Origin of the sequence: Streptomyces sp. NPDC002795, from assembly GCF_042888725.1 — a bacterium.
In the GTDB taxonomy this organism is placed as follows: Bacteria; Actinomycetota; Actinomycetes; order Streptomycetales; family Streptomycetaceae; genus Streptomyces.
In genome coordinates this window covers 35,852-53,211 of sequence record NZ_JBIAQB010000006.1, presented here as the reverse complement: position 1 = coordinate 53,211, position 17,360 = coordinate 35,852, and the positions used below count along the sequence as shown (strand labels likewise).

Sequence of the window (17,360 nt, the reverse complement as noted above, 5' to 3'; positions counted from 1 at the left end):
GGCGACGCAGAGCTGCGCGCTCGTACCCTTTGGCGTGACGTACGAAGAAAGGCACAGGATGAACACGTACGACCTCCTCGTCGTGGGGTCGGCCAACGCCGACCTGGTGGTGGGCGTCGACCGGCGGCCCGGCGCGGGCGAGACCGTCCTCGGCTCCGACCTGACGACCCACCCCGGCGGCAAGGGCGCCAACCAGGCGGTCGCCGCCGCCAAGTTGGGCGCGCGCACGGCGCTGCTCGCGCGGGTCGGCGACGACGGGCACGGCAGGCTGCTGCGGGACTCGATGGAGGCGGCGGGCGTGGACACGTCCGGCGTGCTGGTCGGCGGGGCTCCCACCGGGGTCGCGCTGATCACCGTCGACCCGTCCGGCGACAACTCGATCGTGGTCTCGCCGGGCGCGAACGGGCGGCTCACGCCCGAGGACGTACGGGCCGCGGGCGAGCTGTTCGCGGGGGCGCGGGTCGTCTCGATGATGCTGGAGATCCCGCTGGAGACGGTCGCGGAGGTGGTCCGCAATCTCGCGGACGGCGCCCGCCTCGTCCTCAACCCCTCGCCGCCCGCCCCGCTCCCCGACGAGGTGCTCGCGGCCTGCGACCCGCTGATCGTCAACGAGCACGAGGCGAAGGTCATCGCCGGTACGGACCTCGGCGACGACCCCGAGGACTGGGCGCGGCAGCTGCTCACGCTCGGCCCGCGCTCGGTCGTCGTCACCCTCGGCTCCGAGGGCGCGCTGGTCGCCGACGCGAACGGCTCGCAGCGGGTGGCGGCGGTGAAGGTCAAGGCCGTCGACACGACGGGCGCCGGTGACGCGTTCACGGCGGCGCTCGCGTGGCGGCTCGGCACCGGCGAGCCGCTCGCCAAGGCCGCCGCCTACGCGGCCAAGGTCGGCGCCGCGGCGGTCACGAAGGAGGGCGCGCAGGCCTCGTACCCGACCTCCGAGGAGGTCGCGTCCCTGTGAAGAAGGCCGGAATACTCAACCGTCATCTGGCGGGCGCCCTTGCGGAGTTGGGGCACGGCGACGGGGTGCTGATCTGCGACGCGGGCATGCCGATCCCGGCGGGCCCCCGCGTCGTCGACCTCGCCTTCCGGGCCGGGGTGCCGTCCTTCGCCGAGGTGCTGGACGGGCTGCTCGACGAGCTGGTGGTGGAGGCGGCCACGGCGGCCCGCGAGGTCCGGGACGCGAACCCGGACACCGCCGAACTCCTCCAGGACCGCCTGAAGCCCCTCGGTTTCGTCACGCACGAGGAGCTGAAGGCGCTGTCGGCGCACGCCCGTCTCGTCGTACGCACGGGTGAGGCGCGCCCGTACGCGAATGTGCTGCTGCGCTGCGGGGTCTTCTTCTGACCACGGGTACTTTGCCGTGACGCGCTACGAGGGGCCCGGTCCGCGGACCGGGCCCCTCGGGCTTTCCCCCTCCTGCGCCGGAACTCCCGAATCCCCCCAGATCCCCCCCTGGGTGTTCCGACACCCAGTACGACACGCAGGCGGCGCGGAGGGTTGTAGTGATTGCGGAGAAAACTTCTAAGCGGCGTGCCGCGTGAACCGCTCCGCCGTCTCCGCCAGCACCTCGCGCCCGTCGCGGGCCCACAGACCGTCGTTGAACAGCTCGACCTCGATGGGCCCCGTGTACCCCTGCGCCTCGACGAGACCGCGCCAGTACCGCATGTCGATCGCGCCGTCGCCGATCTGGCCGCGCCCGTTGAGTACGCCCTCGGGCAACGGGGTTGTCCAGTCGGCCAGTTGGAACGTCGCGATACGCCCCTGCGCCCCGGCCCGCGCGATCTGCGCGGGCGCCTGGTCGTCCCACCAGATGTGGTACGTGTCCACACAGACGCCGACCTGCTCGGCGGGGAAGCGTTCGGCGATGTCCAGGGCCTGCGCGAGCGTCGAGACGACGCAGCGGTCGGACGCGTACATCGGGTGCAGCGGCTCGATCGCGAGCCGTACGCCGCGCTCGGCGGCGTACGGGGCGAGTTCGACGAGCGCGTCACCGATGCGCTCGCGGGCCGCGCCGAGATCGTACGAGCCCGCCGGGAGGCCGCCCGAGACGAGCACCAGGACGTTCGTGCCGAGGGTCGCGCACTCGTCGACGGCCCGCTTGTTGTCCTCGATCGCGGCCTTGCGCTCGGCCTCGTCGATCGCGGTGAGGAAGCCGCCCCGGCAGTGCGTGGTGACGTTGAGCCCGGCGTCGCGCAGCAGCTTCGCCGCGGCGTCGACGCCGTACTCCTGGACGGGCGCGCGCCAGGTCCCGAGGTGCCGGACACCCAACTCGCGGCAGGCGTCGACGAGTTCGGGCAGGCTCAGCTGCTTCACCGTCATCTGGTTGATCGAGAAGCGGGGGTCCGCGGTAAAGGTCGTGCCGCTCATGAGGTCACTCCGTACAGGGCGAGCAGGTTCTTCATGCGGACCTCGGCGAGCTCCGGCTTCGGGAACAGGCCCAGCTGGTCGGCGAGTTCGTAGGCGCGCGCGAAGTGCGGCAACGAGCGCGAGGACTGCTGCCCACCGACCATCGCGAAGTGGTCCTGGTGGCCGGAGAGCCAGGCGAGGAAGACGACGCCGGTCTTGTAGAAGCGGGTCGGCGCCTGGAACAGATGGCGGGACAACTCGACGGTCGGGTCGAGGAGTTCACGGAAGCCCTGGACGTCGCCCGTGTCGAGGGTGCGCACGGCCTTCGCGGCGAGCGGGCCCAGCGGGTCGAAGATGCCGAGCAGCGCGTGGCTGAAGCCGCGGTCGTCGCCTGCGATCAGCTCCGGGTAGTTGAAGTCGTCGCCGGTGTAGCAGCGCACGCCGTTCGGGAGGCGGCGGCGGATGTCGATCTCGCGCTGCGCTTCGAGGAGCGAGACCTTGATGCCGTCGACCTTGTCGGAGTGCGCCTTGATGATCTCGACGAAGGTGTCGGTGGCGGCGTCGAGGTCGGACGAGCCCCAGTAGCCCTCAAGGGCCGGGTCGAACATCGGGCCGAGCCAGTGCAGGACGACGGGCTCGGTGGCCTGCCGGAGCAGATGGCCGTAGACCTCGGCGTAGTCCTGCGGGCTGGTGGCGGCCGCGGCGAGCGCGCGCGAGGCCATCAGGATGACCTGCGCGCCTGCCTCCTCCGCGACCGCGAGCTGCTCCTCGTACGCGGCCCGCACCTCGGCGAGGGAGGCCCCGGGCGCGATCTGGTCGGTGCCGACGCCGACCGCGATCCGGCCGCCGACCGACTTGGCCTCGGCCGACGAGCGGCGGATCAGCTCGGCGGCGCCCGCCCAGTCCAGGCCCATGCCGCGCTGCGCGGTGTCCATGGCCTCCGCGACGCCGAGGCCGTGCGACCACAGGTGGCGGCGGAAGGCGAGGGTGGCGTCCCAGTCGACGGCGGCCGGGGAGTCGGGGGTGGTGTCGGCGAGCGGGTCGGCGACGACGTGCGCGGCGGAGAACACGACGCGCGAGGCGAGCGGTGCGCCGGTGTCGAAGGTGAGGGGCTCGGCGCGCGGCTCGTACGCCTTCAACCGGCCTGCGGAGTCCGGGAGATGGATGGTCACAGGGAGATCTCCGGAATGTCGAGGCGGCGGCCCTCGGCGGACGACTTCAGGCCCAGCTCGGCCATCTGCACGCCGCGCGCGCCGGCCAGCAGGTCCCAGTGGTAGTCGGCGCCCGCGTAGACGTGCTGGAGGAACAGCTCCCACTGAACCTTGAAGCCGTTGTCGAACTCGGTGTTGTCCGGGACTTCCTGCCACTGGTCGCGGAAGGAGTACGTCGCCGGGAGGTCCGGGTTCCAGACGGGCTTCGGCGTGGAACTGCGGTGCTGGACACGGCAGTTGCGCAAGCCCGCGACGGCGGAGCCCTCCGTGCCGTCGACCTGGAACTCGACCAGCTCGTCGCGGTTGACGCGCACGTCCCACGAGGAGTTGATCTGCGCGACGATGCCGCCCTCGATCTGGAAGATGCCGTACGCGGAGTCGTCGGCGGTGGCCTCGTAGGGCTTGCCGTTCTCGTCCCAGCGGGTCGGTACGTGGGTGGCGGCGAGCGCGTTGACGGAGGTCACGCGGCCGAACAGCTCGTGCAGGACGTACTCCCAGTGCGGGAACATGTCGACGACGATGCCGCCGCCGTCCTCGGAGCGGTAGTTCCAGGACGGCCGCTGGGCCTCCTGCCAGTCGCCCTCGAAGACCCAGTAGCCGAACTCGCCGCGCACGGAGAGGATCCGCCCGAAGAAGCCGCCGTCGATGAGCCGCTTCAGCTTCAGCAGGCCCGGCAGGAACAGCTTGTCCTGGACGACACCGGACTTGACGCCCGCCGCGCGCGCGAGGCGGGCGAGCTCGATGGCGCCCTCCAGGCCCGTGGCGGTCGGCTTCTCGGTGTAGATGTGCTTTCCGGCGGCGATCGCCTTCTTGAGGATCTCCTCGCGGCCCGAGGTCATCGCGGCGTCGAAGAAGATGTCGATGCTGTCGTCGGCGAGGACGGCGTCGATGTCGGTGGAGATGTTGGCCGGGTCGAGGCCGTGCTTCTCGGCGAGCGCCTTCAGAGCGTGCTCGCGGCGCCCGACGAGGACCGGTTCGGGCCACAGCACCGTGCCGTCGCCGAGGTCGAGTCCGCCCTGCTCGCGCAGCGCGAGGATGGAGCGGACGAGGTGCTGGCGGTAGCCCATGCGCCCCGTCACACCGTTCATGGCGATGCGCACCGTCTTGCGTGTCACGTGAGTCCCTTCCTCCGGCCGGCCGGCCACTTGTGCCCCACGTATTGCCGCATACGCGGGGTGGCGCTTGCTGAATCTTTCGTAGCAAGCGCTTTCTACATAAGGAGAAGCTAGCCTCTGGACTGCCGCTCGGACAAGAGCGGATACGAGACCGGGGACCACGGGGGCCTTACCGCGGACCCGGGACCCTTCCCGGAGGCTGACTCGATGACCGTGACCTTGGCGGATGTGGCCGCCCGCGCGCAGGTGTCCCCCGCCACCGTCTCGCGTGTGCTGAACGGGAACTACCCCGTCGCCGCGAGCACGCGCGAGCGGGTGCTCAAGGCCGTGGACGATCTGGACTACGTGCTCAACGGCCCGGCCAGCGCCCTCGCCGCCGCCACCTCCGACCTGGTCGGGGTCCTCGTCAACGACATCGCCGACCCGTTCTTCGGGATCATGGCCTCCGCGGTGCAGTCGGAGATCGTCGGGCCCGGCGGCCGGGCGGGCGGCGAGCGGCTCGCGGTGGTCTGCAACACGGGCGGGGAGCCGGAGCGCGAACTGACGTACCTCACCCTGCTCCAGCGCCAGCGCGCGGCGGCGGTCGTGCTCACGGGCGGGGCGATCGAGAACGAGGCCCATGTCGCGGCCGTGGCCGCCAAGTTGCGGCGGCTCGCGGAGGCCGGGACGCGGGTGGTGCTGTGCGGAAGGCCGCCGGTGCCGGACACGGACGCGGTGGCGCTTACCTTCGACAACCGGGGCGGGGCACGGGAGTTGACGGAGCATCTGCTGGCGCTCGGCCATCGCAGGATCGGCTACGTCGCGGGACCCGAGGAGCGCACGACGACCCGCCACCGCCTTGAGGGCCACCGCGCGGCGCTGGCCGCCGCCGGGGTGGGCGAGTCGGACGGTCTTGTGGCGCACGGCTCGTACGACCGCACGTCGGGTTACGGAGCGACGGCCGAACTGCTGCGCCGGGAGCCGGACTTGACGGCAGTGGTGGCGGCGAACGACAGCGTGGCGCTCGGCGCGTGCGCGGCCCTGCGGGAGGCGGGCCTGCGCATTCCGGAGGACGTCTCGGTGGTCGGCTTCGACGACCTCCCCTTCAGCATCGACGCCGCCCCGCCGCTGACGACGTTCCACCTCCCGCTGGCCGAGGCGGCCGCGCGGGCGGGCCGGATCGCGATGGGCCGGGAGCCGGCGCCGAAGGGACGGATCGTGGAGGTGCGCGGGGAGCTGGTGGTGCGGGGGTCGACGGGGAAGCCGCGCGTGTAGGGCTTTCCGGGCCGCGAGCACAGGCCCTTCCGGGTCGCGTAGGCCCTGCTCGCAGCCTCTTCCGGGCCGCGCGCGTAGACCCTGCTCGCAGCCCCTGTCGGAGCGGCGGACCTGCCGGATCCGCGGACCCTGTCGGAGCCGAAGCCCCCAGCCCCCTATCGGGACGCGACCGTACGGGCCCCGCGCCCCGCCAGCCGGCATCCGACACAGTCCGCGTGTCCCCCACTGGCCGTCAGATCCCGTACGCCGATGGGGCGTTGGCCCCTCAGCCGCGGACCCGGCGGCTTTCCCCAGCCCGCGAGGTGCAGGGCCCAGGTGAGCAGCGCGGCCAGGGCCAGCAGCGCGGGGCCGAGCCAGATGCCCGGGCGCCAGCCGATGATCCCCAGGCCCGCGGTCGCGGCGCCGATCGCGGCGAGCGCGCAGCCGGTCCAGCCGGCGAGGGTGTGTCCTTCGTCCGTCGCCACCATGTGTCATGCCTCCGGTCCCGCGATCGCCAGTATTTGTTGAGCGATGACTAAAAAATAAGTCGATGGGACGGTAGCACTCTTCTTGAGTGCTCGCTCAAGAAGAGCCGATACAGTGGCGGCATGACTGGCGGTACGACTGAGGGAAAGGCCCGGCCGCGCGGACGGCCGCGCACGTTCGACCGGGACGCGGCGCTGGCCGTAGCCGTCCGGCTGTTCTGGGAGCGGGGCTACGAGGCGACGTCGGTGGGCGAGCTGACCACGGCCATGGGCATCCGCCCGGCCAGCCTGTACGCCGCGTTCAGGGACAAGAAGTCGCTGTTCAAGGAGGCCGTCGAGGTCTACGGGCGGTCCCCCGTCGGCGCCTTCGTCGGCGTGGCGCTCGCCGAGGAGGCGACGGCGTACGGGGCGTTCGCCCGCATCCTGCGCGAGGCCGCCCGCGTCTACGCGGACCCCTCGCACCCCGCGGGCTGCCTGGCCAACAGCGCGGCGACCAACGTGACGGAGCAGGACGCGGAGGTCGCCGCATTCCTGCGCGACGTGCGCAACGCCGGGGTCGCCTCCTTCGAGGAGCGGCTGCGCCAGGGCCGGGCGGCGGGCGAGCTGCCGAAGGACACGGACCCGGCCGCGCTCGCCTCGTACTTCGCGGCCGTCGTGCAGGGCCTGTCGCAGCGCGCGCGGGACGGCGCCGACGCGCAGGAGCTGGCGCGGGTGGCCGAGTTCGCGCTGGCGGCGTGGCCGGGAGACCGGGACTGACGCCCAGTGGTCCCGCGGGGCGCCGTGTCGCCGCACCCGATCGCGTGGACGCGCCCCCACCCCCGGCGTACTGTGGGCACCACCGCGAACCTCTGACTGAGTCAATGATCCGAGCCGCGAGGTGACCCATGACCGTGCAGGACATCCGGTCCTTCAACCGCTTCTACACGAACGTGATCGGCGCGCTCGACTACAGCCGCCACCTGTACGCCCCGTACACCCTCACCGAGTCCCGCGTGCTGTACGAGCTGGCGCACACGGAGAAGGTCGACGCGGCCGACCTGCGCATCCAACTCAACCTGGACGCGGGCTACTTGAGCCGCATCCTCGGCAAGTTCGAACGGGAAGGACTGGTCGAGCGGGGTTCGTCCGAGAGGGACTCGCGGCGCCGCCGCATCACCCTCACCGCACGCGGCCGCAGCGCCGCGCAGCTGCTCGACGAACGCACCCGGGAAACGATGGGCACCCTCCTCACCACCGTCCCGCCCGCCGACCGCGACCGGCTGTCCGATGCGCTGCGCACCGTCCGCGAGATCCTCGGCGACGGCCGCGCCGCCCCACACCCCGAGAACGTCCTGCTGCGCGAGCCGGGCCCCGGCGACCTGGGCTGGATCGTCGCGCGCAACGCGGCGCTGTACACCGCCGAGTTCGGCTGGAACACGGACTACGAGGGCCTGGTCGCGCGCATCGTCGCCGACTTCGCCGAGGACCACGATCCACACCTGGAGCGGGTGTGGATCGCCGAGCTGGACGGCCGGCCGGTGGGCTGCGTGATGTGCGTACGCGACGAGGCGCCGGGCACGGCGCGGCTGCGGTTGCTGCTCGTCGAGCCGGAGGCGCGTGGGCTCGGGATCGGCGACCGGCTGGTGCGCGCGTGCATCGACTTCGCGCGGGGCGTGGGCTACCGCGAGATGGTCCTGTGGACGAACGACGTCCTCAAGTCCGCCCGCTCGATCTACCAGCGCCACGGCTTCGTCCTCGTCGGTGAGAAGCCGCACCGCTCCTTCGGCGCGGATCTGATCGGCCAGGACTGGAAACTGGCCCTCCATAGGACGGCGGACTGACGGGTAGGGTCCGGGCCATGAAGCTGGCGTTCTCCACCCTCGGTGTCCCCGGTCTCCCTCTCGACGACGTGCTCGCGCTCGCCACCGCGCACGGGTATCACGGCGTCGAACTGCGCGCTCACCCCGAGGAGCCGGTGCATCCGGGGATCGACCGTGAGCAACGGGCCGACGCCGCCGCCCGGTTCAAGAGCGCCGGGGTGGAGGTACTCGGCGTGGCCGGGTACGCGCGCGTGGCGGCGCCGGGCGAGGACGGCCCGGTGCTCGACGACGTGCGGGCCCTGGTGGATCTCGCCCACGACCTGGGCTCCCGGTACGTACGCGTCTTCCCGGGCGGGGGCGACGAGCAGGGGCCCGAGGAGGCGGATGCCACCGCGGCGCGGCGCCTGGGCGTCGCCGCCGAGTACGCGGCCGACCGCGGGGTCCGGGTGCTGCTTGAGACGCACGACTCGCATCGGACCGGAGCGGCCGCGTCCCGCATCCTCGGGACCGTCGGGCACCGCAACGTGGGCGCGTTGTGGGACGTGATGCACACGTGGCTCGGCGGCGAGCAGCCCGTGGCCTCGTACGCGGCGCTCTCCCCCTTCCTCGGATACGTACAGGTCAAGGACATCGCGGGACCCGACGACACGGTGCCGCTGCCGCTCGGGGACGGGGTGCTTCCGTTGGCCGAGTGTGTGGAGGTGCTCAGCCGGGAGGGGTGGGACGGGTGGTTGTGCTGGGAGTACGAGGCGCGGTGGTACGAGTCGGCGGCCCCCCTGCCGGGCCTGCTCCGGGCGGGGCGGGAGCACGTTGCGCGCCTGCTGAACGAGTCGGCGTAGTCCAAGAGCGGGGCTTGAACGGGGCCGCCACCACCGCCCCGTTCACCACCTGCGCACCGATTTCACGAAATCCACAAATTCCGGGAACCCGGGGCAGCATGCTTCCGTCAGAAGGACACGCTGCCGGAGAGTCACCGCAGTGCGGTGTCGGCATCGCTGCTGGCTGCGAACGCTGACGAACCCTCTCCGCCGCCTGCGGCCGGCAGCGTCGCCGTCACCGGTGCGCCCCCTCCAAAGTGCCGGTGACGGCCCTCCCCGTAGTGGCCTTCCGTCAACTCCCGTACCTGCACGGACTCTTGACTGGCAGAAATTTTCCGGATATCCGTTGCGCGCGGAAGTTATTTTCAGGGTCCGCGCCTCCTCCGGAAGGAGCGATCGTGCCACTGTCCAGACGTACCGTGCTCGCCGCCGCCACCCTCGGCGCCGCAGCCGCCGGCCTCAGCGCCACCACCGCGCAGGCCGCGGGCGCCCCCGCGTCCGACCAGGCCCTCAAGAAGATCATCTCCGGGATGTCACTGGAGGAGAAGGTCGGCCAGCTCTTCGTGATGCGGGTGTACGGCCACTCGGCCACCGCTCCCGACCAGGCCGACATCGACGCCAACCTCAAGGAGCTCGGCGTCCGCACCGCCGCCGAGCTCATCGAGAAGTACAAGCTCGGCGGCATCATCTACTTCGCGTGGGCGCACAACGTGCGCGATCCGCACCAGATCGCCGACCTGAGCAACGGGATCCAGAAGGCGGGCCTCCAACAGCCCTCCCGGATACCGCTGTTGATCTCCACCGACCAGGAGCACGGCATCGTCGCCCGCGTCGGCAAGCCCGCCACCCTGCTCCCCGGCGCGATGGCGCTCGGCGCGGGCGGCTCGCGGTCCGACGCCCGCAAGGCGGGGCAGATCGCCGGCGCCGAGCTGCGCGCCATCGGCATCCGGCAGGACTACGCGCCCGATGCCGACGTCAACGTCAACCCGGCCAACCCCGTCATCGGCGTCCGCTCCTTCGGCGCGGACCCGCAGGCCGTCGCCGGGCTCGTGGCGGCTCAGGTCAAGGGCTATGAGTCCTCGCACATCGCCTCGACGGCCAAGCACTTCCCCGGACACGGCGACACGGCGACGGACAGCCACACCGGAATCCCGTACATCAGCCACACCCGCGAGCAGTGGGAGCAGCTGGACGCGCCGCCGTTCAAGGCGGCGATCGCGGCCGGCATCGACTCGATCATGACCGCGCACATCGTCGTCCCCGCGCTCGATCCGAGCGAGGACCCCGCGACGCTCTCCCGCCCCATCCTCACCGGGATCCTGCGCGAGCAGCTCGGTTACGACGGCGTCGTGGTGACCGACTCGCTCGGCATGGAGGGCGTACGGACGAAGTACGGCGACGAGCGGGTGCCGGTGCTCGCGCTGAAGGCGGGCGTCGACCAGTTGCTCAACCCGCCGGACCTGTCGGTCTCGTGGAACGCGGTGCTCGAAGCCGTACGGGGCGGTGAGCTGACCGAGGCGCGGCTCGACGAGTCGATCCTGCGCGTGCTGCGGCTGAAGTCGAAGCTGGGGCTCCTCAAGGAGCCCTACGTCTCGCGGGCGGGCGTCGACCGCACCGTCGGCACCCCCGCGCACCTCGCCGCGGCCGACCGGATCGCCGAGCGCACGACGACGCTCCTGGTCAACAAGAAGGGGCTGCTGCCGCTCAACCGCCGCACGCACAAGAACATCCTCGTGCTCGGCGCCAACCCCGCCTCCCCGTCCCTCAGCGACGGCCCGCCGACCACCGTGATCGGCGCGGCGCTCACCGGACTCGGCTTCACCGCCACGGTGCTCGCGACGGGCACGGCGCCCACCCAGGCGACGATCGCGCAGGCCGTGGCGGCGGCGAAGGGCAAGGACGCCGTGGTCATCGGCACGTACAACGTCGCCGCGGGCAGCGCGCAGCAGTCGCTGGTGAAGGCGGTGGCCGGGACCGGGGTGCCGGTCGTGACGCTGTCCATGCGCAACCCGTACGACGTGGCCCAACTGCCCGACGCCGACGCGCATGTGGCGGCGTACTCGTGGATCGATGTCGAACTGCGGGCGGCCGTGCGGGTGTTGGCCGGGAAGGTGGAGCCGCGCGGGAAGCTGCCGGTGCCGGTGCAGAAGGCCGACGATCCCGCGCAGGTCCTCTACCCGATCGGCTACGGGCTGTCGTACTGACCCGTCCGTAGGGGGCGTACGCCATGATCGGCGCACGCCCCCGCCAACTGGCGCAAAGCCCCCCGCACACCTGGCGTGTGCCCGCCGCCACGGGTCACGCTGGGCCGGGACGTCGGGGGGTTTTGCCATGTTTGGGCGGTCAATCGGTGGGGTGTGCGCGGTGCCGGTGCTGGCACTCGCGTTCGCGCTCACCGGATGCCAGGGCTCCCCGGGCTCCTCGGGTTCTTCCGGTGACCGGCCGTCCTCGCGCGCGTCCACCGGGTACGGGGCGGTGTTCCTCGCGGCCGACGAGTGCAGTTCGCGCGGGCGCGCGTCGTTCAACGAGGTGCCGTGCCGCAGCGAGCGGGCCGTGGCCCGGGTCGTCGCCCGGCACAACGGGGAGACGTCGGACGGGCCCGCGTGCCCGGCCCGCACCGACTTCGTGCTGCACGTCAGCGAGAACCGGCCCGCGGCGGACGAGAACGGTGACGGCTCCGTGGACCGCGGCTACGCCTGCATGCGCAATCTGGACAACCCGCACCCCGGCGACCCGGGCGCCGGCGGCGGCCCCCGCACGATCGTCGGCGACTGCCTCACGGCGGCCGGCAAGGGCCAGGTGCGGGAGACGGCCTGCGCGGGCACGGGCCGACGCGCCCCGCAGTACAGGGTCGTCACGGCGGTGCCGTCCCGCTCGGCGTGCCCGCCGTCGACCTCGCTCTACGTGACCCTGGGCGGCAGCAGGCCGGTGGGGTGCGCGGTCACGGCGTGAGGGCGCTCAGCACAGGATCCAGCCGGTGCGCACCGACTTCGTGCCGACGGAGCCCTTCACCCGGACGCAGCGGTGTCCCGCGTGCACGGTGACCGGGCCCGCGTGCCGGGTGTAGCGGCCCTTGTCGGCGACGGCCAGGTTGCCGCGGGCCTGGACGCTGACGGACATGGTGCGGCGGGCGCCCGTGCGCTTGGCGTACGTGACGGCGCAGACGTAGCCGCTGTTCTTGTAGAGGACCGTGCGGCCCGTCTCGAAGCTCAGGGTCCGGGCCTTGTGCCCGCCGCACAGCGAGGCGGCCTGCACGCCGGTGACCGTGGGCCCGCCGAGGACCAGCAGGCCCGCGACGACGAGGACGGACAGCGCCGGCGCGAGCGTCCGGCGCGGCCCGCGCGGCGTGCGTATGTCGCCCTCACCGGCCCCTGGGCCCTGTTCGCGCACCGCAGCCCCCTCCCGTCACATCGGCACCAGCGTACTGCTGGACTGACGCGGCACGGCGGCCGGACGGTTGCGTGCTTCCGTGCGTCACGTCCGTCACGTCCGTCACGTCGAGGAGCCGGCCTCCACCGGCTCCCCCAGGAACGTCTTCCACAACGTGGCGTACTTCCCGCCCAGTCGCAGCAGTTCGTCGTGCGTCCCGTCCTCCGCCACGCGTCCGTGATCCATCAGGATCACCCGGTCCGCGCGCGCCGCCGTCGTCAGGCGGTGGGCGACGACCAGGGTCGTGCGCTTGCCGGAGATGCGGTCCGTGGCCTGGTTGACCTGGGCCTCGGTGGCGAGGTCGAGGGCGGCGGTCGCCTCGTCGAGCAGGAGGATGTCCGGGTCGACGAGCTCGGCGCGGGCCAGGGCGATCAACTGCCGCTGCCCGGCGGAGAGGTTGCGGCCGCGCTCGGCGACCTCGTGGAGGTAGCCGCCGTCGAGCGTCGCGATCATCTCGTGCGCGCCGACGGCCCGCGCCGCCGCCTCCACCTGGGCGTCGCTCGCCCGGGGGCGGCCGTAGGCGATGGCGTCGCGGACCGTGCCGGGGAAGAGATAGGCCTCCTGCGGGACGACGCCGAGCCGGTGCCGGTAGGCGGTGAGGTCGAGTTCGCGCAGGTCGATGCCGTCGGCGGTGACCCGGCCGCCCGTCGGGTCGTAGAACCGGGCGACGAGCTTGACGAGGGTCGACTTGCCCGCGCCGGTCTCGCCGACGAACGCGACGGTCTGCCCGGCGGGGATGCGCAGGTCCACTCCGCTCAGGGCCGTCTCGTCGTCGCCGTACGCGAAGTCCACGTCCTCGAAGGCGATCTCGCCGCGCAGCGACGGCACCTCGCGCGGCCGCTCGGCGTTCTTCGTCGACGTCGGCTCGCGCAGCAGTTCCTGGATGCGGCCGAGCGAGACGGTGGCCTGCTGGTAGCCGTCGAAGACCTGGGAGAGCTGCTGCACGGGCGCGAAGAACAGGTCGATGTAGAGCAGGTACGCGACGAGCGCCCCCGTCGTGAGGGTGCCCGCGTCGACCCGGTTCGCGCCCACGGCGAGCACGGCCACCGTGGCCACTGCCGACAGGAGCTGTACGAACGGGAAGTACACGGAGATCAGCCACTGGCCGCGGATGCGCGCCTTGCGGTAACTGGCGCTGCCCGCCGCGAACTTCGCGCTGCCGTCCTTCTCGCGCCGGAAGGCCTGCACGATCCGCAGCCCGGCCACCGACTCCTGGAGGTCGGCGTTCACGACGGAGATCCGCTCGCGCGCCAGCTCGTACGCCTTGACGCTGGAGCGGCGGAAGAAGAACGTCCCGATGATCAGCGGCGGCAGCGTCGCGAAGACGACCAGCGCGAGCTGTACGTCGATGACGAGCAGCGCGACCATGATGCCGAAGAACGTGACGAGGGAGACGAACGCGGTGACGAGCCCGGTCTGCAGGAACGTCGACAGGGCGTCCACGTCGGTGGTCATCCGGGTCATGATGCGACCCGTCAACTCCCGCTCGTAGAAGTCGAGTCCGAGCCGCTGGAGCTGGGAGAAGATCTTCAGGCGGAGCGAGTACAGGACGCGCTCGCCCGTACGTCCCGTCATCCGCGTCTCACCGAACTGCGCGGCCCACTGCACGAGCACGGCGACGAGCCCGAGTGCGGCCGCCACCCACACCGCGCCGATCGCGAGCTGCGAGACGCCCTCGTCGATGCCGTGCCGGATCAGGATCGGCAGCAGCAGGCCCATGCCCGCGTCGACGGCGACGAGTCCGAGGCTGATCAGCAGCGGCGCCCGGAATCCGCGCAGCAGGCGGCGCAGACCGTACGACTCCTCGGCCGTGACGGCCCGCGTCTCGTCGACGTCGGGGGCGTCGGTGGCCGGTGGCAGCGCGTCGACCTGCGCGAGGAGTTCGGGTGTCGCGGGGGTCCCGGCGAGCGCGGCGTCGCGCGGCTCGCGGTCGCCCGTCCACAGCCTGGGGGTGACGCCGCGCTCGGCGTCGAACTCGGCGTCGAGTTCGTCCCGTACGGAGGTGTCCTCTGTTTCGTGGACCGTGGGCGGGACGTGTCCTGGCGACACTCCGCCCAGCTCGTCGGGGTCGGTGAGCAGGCGCCGGTAGAGCGGCGACGCCGCCTCCAGTTCCTCGTGCGTGCCGATCGCGGCGAGCCGCCCGCCGTCGAGGACGGCGATCCGGTCGGCGAGGCCGAGGGTGGAGCGGCGGTGCGCGATGAGCAGCGTGGTGCGGCCCGCCATCACGTGACCGAGCGCCTCGTGGATCTCGTGCTCGACGCGGGCGTCCACGGCGGACGTCGCGTCGTCGAGGACGAGGAGGCGCGGGTCGGTGAGGATGGCGCGGGCGAGCGCGACGCGCTGGCGCTGGCCGCCGGAGAGGGTGAGGCCGTGCTCGCCGACCTTGGTGTCGTATCCCTCGGGCAGGGCGCTGATGAACCCGTGGGCCTGCGCGGTGCGCGCGGCCTGCTCGATCTGCTCCCGCGTCGCGTCCGGGAAGCCGTACGCGATGTTGGAGCCCACGGAGTCGGAGAACAGGAACGAGTCCTCCGGGACGAGCCCGATCGCGGAGCGCAGGGACTCCGTCGTCAGCTCGCGCACGTCGTGCCCGCCGACGAGGACGGCGCCGTGCGAGACGTCGTAGAAGCGCGGCAGCAGCAGCGACACGGTGGACTTGCCGGAACCGGACGAGCCGACGACGGCGAGGGTCTCACCGGCCCTGATCTCGAAGGAGAGGCCGTCGAGCACGGGGTGTTCGGCGTCCGCGTACGCGAAGGACACGTCGTCGAACTCGACGGTCGCGGGGGCGTCCGCGGGAAGTTCCTTGGTTCCGTCGACGATGCTCGGCTCGGTGTCGATCAGTTCGAGGACGCGCTCGACACCGGCGCGGGCCTGCTGCCCGACGGTGAGGACGACGGCGAGCATCCGGACGGGGCCGACGAGCTGGGCGAGGTACGAGGAGAACGCGACGAACGTGCCGAGCGTGACCTGCCCGTGCACCGCGAGCCAGCCGCCGAGGGCGAGCATGGCGACCTGCCCGAGGGCGGGCACGGCCTGGAGCGCGGGGGTGAACTTCGAGTTCAGCCGGACCGTCCGCAGCCGTCCGGCGAAGAGCCTGCGGCCGACCGTCTTGAGCTTCCCGGTCTCCTGCTCCTCCTGCCCGAATCCCTTGACGACGCGGACGCCGCTGACGGACCCGTCGACGACCCCGGCCACGGCGGCGGCCTGCGCCTGCGCGTACCAGGTGGCGGGGTGCAGCCGGGAGCGGCTGCGCTTGGCGATGAACCAGATGGCAGGGGCGACGGCGAGCGCGACCAGGGTCAGCGGCGGCGAGAGCCACGCCATGATCACCAGGGAGATGACGAACAGCAGAACGTTCCCGATGGTCATCGGGAGCATGAAGAGCAGGCTCTGGATCAGCTGGAGGTCGCTGGTCGCGCGCCCCACGACCTGACCGGTCGACAGCTCGTCCTGGCGCCTGCCGTCGAGCCGGGTGATCGACCCGTGCATCTCGGTCCGCAGATCGTGCTGGACGTCGAGGGCGAGCCGGCCGCCGTAGTAGCGGCGGACGAACGCGAGGACGTAGACGACGACGGCCGCGCCTATGAGCGCGCCCGCCCACACGGCCATGGACCGGGAGTGGTTACCGATCACGTCATCGATGATCACCTTCGTGATCAGCGGGACGAGCGCCATGACGCCCATGCCGCCGAGCGAGGCCCCGAGCGCGAGGACGACGTCCTTGGGATGCCGCCACGCGTATCCCGCCAGTCGTTTCGCCCAGCCCCGTTGTTCCGCCACTCCGTGCCGCCTCCCGCTCGCTTGACCTCTCGCCCTGAGCTGCCGAAGGGCCAACGCGAGCGGGGGCGGATTTCATCCCGCTGTAACAATCCGCAGCGAGTAGAAGCGGGTGATCTGGTTCGCGCTCTGGTTGTCGTCGCTCGCGAGGAGCAGGCGGAGGGCGCCGTGCGGTCCGCGGCCGGTGACGGCCATCGCCTCGATGTTGTCGAGCAGCGGGTTGGGCTGCGGCTGGTGGGCGGGGGCGCCGAGGGACGGGCAGTTCGCCAGGTCGGCGAGGAGCGTCTTGTGGGCGAGGCGGGTACCGGCGCCGATGGTCTCCATGCCGGAGGTGTCGGTGGCGCCGCGGAGCTCGGCGGCGTACAGCCGGATCGTGTTGCCGACGCCGCTGGTGAAGCCGCGTTCCAGGACGAGGAGGCGGCCGTCGGGGGCCGCGGTGACCTCGGAGATGCCGAGGTCCGGGTCGGTGCGGTAGCCGTACTGGGCGGCGGGTGCGAAGGAGCCGGCGCGCGTGCGCTGCCAGGTCTGGAGCCGGTTGGCCTCGTCGCCGGTGAGCGGGGACTCCATGGACGCGAGGATGGTGCGGCCGCCGGGCAGCAGGGTCAGTCCCTCGAAGGAGGCGTTGGTGCGGGCGCGGTCCTGGAGCGCGGCGGGGACCGGGAGGCGGTCGAGGACGCGGGCGCCCGAGCGGTCGTAGCGGCGGATCGAGGGCTCGGTCTCCGAGGTGACGAGGTACGTGCCGTCGCGGTCGACGACCAGGCCCTCGGAGTCGAGAGCGGCCCCCTTCTCGTCGGCGAGCGGCGCCACGGAGCGGGGCGCGAGCGTGCGCCCGTCCAGGGCGAACAGGGACGAGCGGTCGGAGAGCGCGGCGAGGCGCCCGCCCCGGTCGGTGGCGAGCGCGGAGATGTTGCCGACGAAGGTGCCGTCGTACGTCGTCTTGTCGAGGGCGTCGGAGTAGCCGGTGACCGACACGGAAGGGGAGCAGTTCCCGGCGGCCGGTGAGGCGGCGGAGGCCGGTCCCGAGGCGGTCAGGCAGGCGGCCGTCACGGCGACGGTGGCAAGTACGGAACGTGCTGATCTGCGCGACATGGGGTCACGGTAGGCCGCGGCCGGCGACGCCCGGGCGGACTTTTCTTGAACGATGCGG

Annotated in this window: 15 protein-coding genes; 8 read left to right on the top strand and 7 right to left on the bottom strand. The window is 72.2% G+C overall.

Annotation, left to right across the window (positions count from 1 at the left end; all coding sequences use genetic code 11):
* Positions 1 to 58: 58 nt before the first annotated feature.
* Together ACFYWS_RS19050 and rbsD are read left to right on the top strand one after the other, a co-directional pair.
* Complete coding sequence (locus tag ACFYWS_RS19050) at positions 59 to 958, top strand: ribokinase (RefSeq protein WP_389277536.1); 900 nt, start codon at positions 59 to 61, stop codon at positions 956 to 958.
* Positions 955 to 1,344 carry a D-ribose pyranase gene (gene rbsD, locus ACFYWS_RS19045; protein ID WP_389277533.1) on the top strand — a complete coding sequence of 130 codons (390 nt, stop codon included), beginning with the start codon at positions 955 to 957 and terminating at the stop codon, positions 1,342 to 1,344. Before ACFYWS_RS19050 ends, rbsD begins: the two co-directional genes overlap by 4 nt.
* 177 nt (positions 1,345 to 1,521) lie before the next feature.
* Here the strand turns inward: rbsD and ACFYWS_RS19040 are convergent, their stop codons facing one another.
* Genes ACFYWS_RS19040 through ACFYWS_RS19030 form a run of 3 tightly spaced genes read right to left on the bottom strand, consistent with a single transcriptional unit; the run spans position 1,522 to position 4,672 of the window.
* The gene (locus ACFYWS_RS19040; protein WP_389277530.1) at positions 1,522 to 2,367 is read right to left on the bottom strand and encodes a sugar phosphate isomerase/epimerase family protein; all 846 of its coding nucleotides are present in this window, start codon (positions 2,365 to 2,367) and stop codon (positions 1,522 to 1,524) included.
* Positions 2,364 to 3,518 (bottom strand): dihydrodipicolinate synthase family protein, encoded by a 1,155-nt coding sequence (locus ACFYWS_RS19035; protein ID WP_389277526.1) that lies wholly within the window; start codon positions 3,516 to 3,518, stop codon positions 2,364 to 2,366. The genes ACFYWS_RS19040 and ACFYWS_RS19035 overlap by 4 nt, the downstream gene beginning before the upstream one ends.
* On the bottom strand, positions 3,515 to 4,672 hold the full coding sequence (locus ACFYWS_RS19030; protein ID WP_389277523.1) for a Gfo/Idh/MocA family protein: 1,158 nt from the start codon (positions 4,670 to 4,672) through the stop codon (positions 3,515 to 3,517). Before ACFYWS_RS19030 ends, ACFYWS_RS19035 begins: the two co-directional genes overlap by 4 nt.
* Before the next feature lie 207 nt (positions 4,673 to 4,879).
* On the opposite strand from ACFYWS_RS19030, the gene ACFYWS_RS19025 reads away from it, so the two are divergent.
* Positions 4,880 to 5,926, top strand: coding sequence for a LacI family DNA-binding transcriptional regulator (locus ACFYWS_RS19025; protein WP_389277520.1), 1,047 nt, complete (start codon positions 4,880 to 4,882; stop codon positions 5,924 to 5,926).
* Between the two features lie 155 nt (positions 5,927 to 6,081).
* Here ACFYWS_RS19025 and ACFYWS_RS19020 read toward each other — a convergent pair whose 3' ends face one another.
* Positions 6,082 to 6,393 carry an HGxxPAAW family protein gene (locus ACFYWS_RS19020; RefSeq protein WP_389277516.1) on the bottom strand — a complete coding sequence of 104 codons (312 nt, stop codon included), beginning with the start codon at positions 6,391 to 6,393 and terminating at the stop codon, positions 6,082 to 6,084.
* A gap of 120 nt (positions 6,394 to 6,513) precedes the next feature.
* On the opposite strand from ACFYWS_RS19020, the gene ACFYWS_RS19015 reads away from it, so the two are divergent.
* From ACFYWS_RS19015 to ACFYWS_RS18995, 5 genes are all read left to right on the top strand, one after another.
* Positions 6,514 to 7,146, top strand: a complete 633-nt coding sequence (locus ACFYWS_RS19015; RefSeq protein WP_389277513.1) for a TetR/AcrR family transcriptional regulator — start codon at positions 6,514 to 6,516, stop codon at positions 7,144 to 7,146.
* Positions 7,147 to 7,274: 128 nt separating this feature from the next.
* Positions 7,275 to 8,210: a GNAT family N-acetyltransferase gene (locus tag ACFYWS_RS19010; RefSeq protein ID WP_389277510.1), complete on the top strand. Its 936-nt coding sequence runs from the start codon at positions 7,275 to 7,277 to the stop codon at positions 8,208 to 8,210.
* A 17-nt stretch (positions 8,211 to 8,227) separates the two neighbouring features.
* Positions 8,228 to 9,028: a sugar phosphate isomerase/epimerase family protein gene (locus ACFYWS_RS19005; protein WP_389277507.1), complete on the top strand. Its 801-nt coding sequence runs from the start codon at positions 8,228 to 8,230 to the stop codon at positions 9,026 to 9,028.
* 374 nt (positions 9,029 to 9,402) lie between these two features.
* Entirely contained in the window at positions 9,403 to 11,211 is a 1,809-nt protein-coding gene (locus ACFYWS_RS19000; protein WP_389278819.1) for a glycoside hydrolase family 3 protein, read from the top strand.
* A gap of 127 nt (positions 11,212 to 11,338) precedes the next feature.
* Positions 11,339 to 11,959, top strand: a complete 621-nt coding sequence (locus tag ACFYWS_RS18995) for a hypothetical protein (protein WP_389277504.1) — start codon at positions 11,339 to 11,341, stop codon at positions 11,957 to 11,959.
* Between the two features lie 6 nt (positions 11,960 to 11,965).
* Here ACFYWS_RS18995 and ACFYWS_RS18990 read toward each other — a convergent pair whose 3' ends face one another.
* The 3 genes from ACFYWS_RS18990 to ACFYWS_RS18980 all read right to left on the bottom strand — a co-directional run bounded on the left by ACFYWS_RS18990 (position 11,966) and on the right by ACFYWS_RS18980 (position 17,302).
* Entirely contained in the window at positions 11,966 to 12,397 is a 432-nt protein-coding gene (locus ACFYWS_RS18990; RefSeq protein ID WP_389277501.1) for a hypothetical protein, read from the bottom strand.
* Positions 12,398 to 12,499: 102 nt separating this feature from the next.
* A complete protein-coding gene (locus tag ACFYWS_RS18985) occupies positions 12,500 to 16,216 on the bottom strand; it encodes an ABC transporter ATP-binding protein (protein WP_389277498.1) in 3,717 nt (1,238 codons plus the stop codon).
* Positions 16,217 to 16,288: 72 nt separating this feature from the next.
* Positions 16,289 to 17,302 (bottom strand): esterase-like activity of phytase family protein, encoded by a 1,014-nt coding sequence (locus ACFYWS_RS18980; RefSeq protein ID WP_389277495.1) that lies wholly within the window; start codon positions 17,300 to 17,302, stop codon positions 16,289 to 16,291.
* Between the last annotated feature and the right edge of the window lie 58 nt (positions 17,303 to 17,360).

Coding starts and splice junctions, on each gene's coding strand:
- ACFYWS_RS19050 (WP_389277536.1), top strand. CDS start 59: ATGAACACGTACGACCTCCTCGTCGTGGGGTCGGCCAACGCCGACCTG.
- ACFYWS_RS19040 (WP_389277530.1), bottom strand. CDS start 2,367: ATGAGCGGCACGACCTTTACCGCGGACCCCCGCTTCTCGATCAACCAG.
- ACFYWS_RS19025 (WP_389277520.1), top strand. CDS start 4,880: ATGACCGTGACCTTGGCGGATGTGGCCGCCCGCGCGCAGGTGTCCCCC.
- ACFYWS_RS19020 (WP_389277516.1), bottom strand. CDS start 6,393: ATGGTGGCGACGGACGAAGGACACACCCTCGCCGGCTGGACCGGCTGC.
- ACFYWS_RS19015 (WP_389277513.1), top strand. CDS start 6,514: ATGACTGGCGGTACGACTGAGGGAAAGGCCCGGCCGCGCGGACGGCCG.
- ACFYWS_RS19010 (WP_389277510.1), top strand. CDS start 7,275: ATGACCGTGCAGGACATCCGGTCCTTCAACCGCTTCTACACGAACGTG.
- ACFYWS_RS19005 (WP_389277507.1), top strand. CDS start 8,228: ATGAAGCTGGCGTTCTCCACCCTCGGTGTCCCCGGTCTCCCTCTCGAC.
- ACFYWS_RS18995 (WP_389277504.1), top strand. CDS start 11,339: ATGTTTGGGCGGTCAATCGGTGGGGTGTGCGCGGTGCCGGTGCTGGCA.
- ACFYWS_RS18980 (WP_389277495.1), bottom strand. CDS start 17,302: ATGTCGCGCAGATCAGCACGTTCCGTACTTGCCACCGTCGCCGTGACG.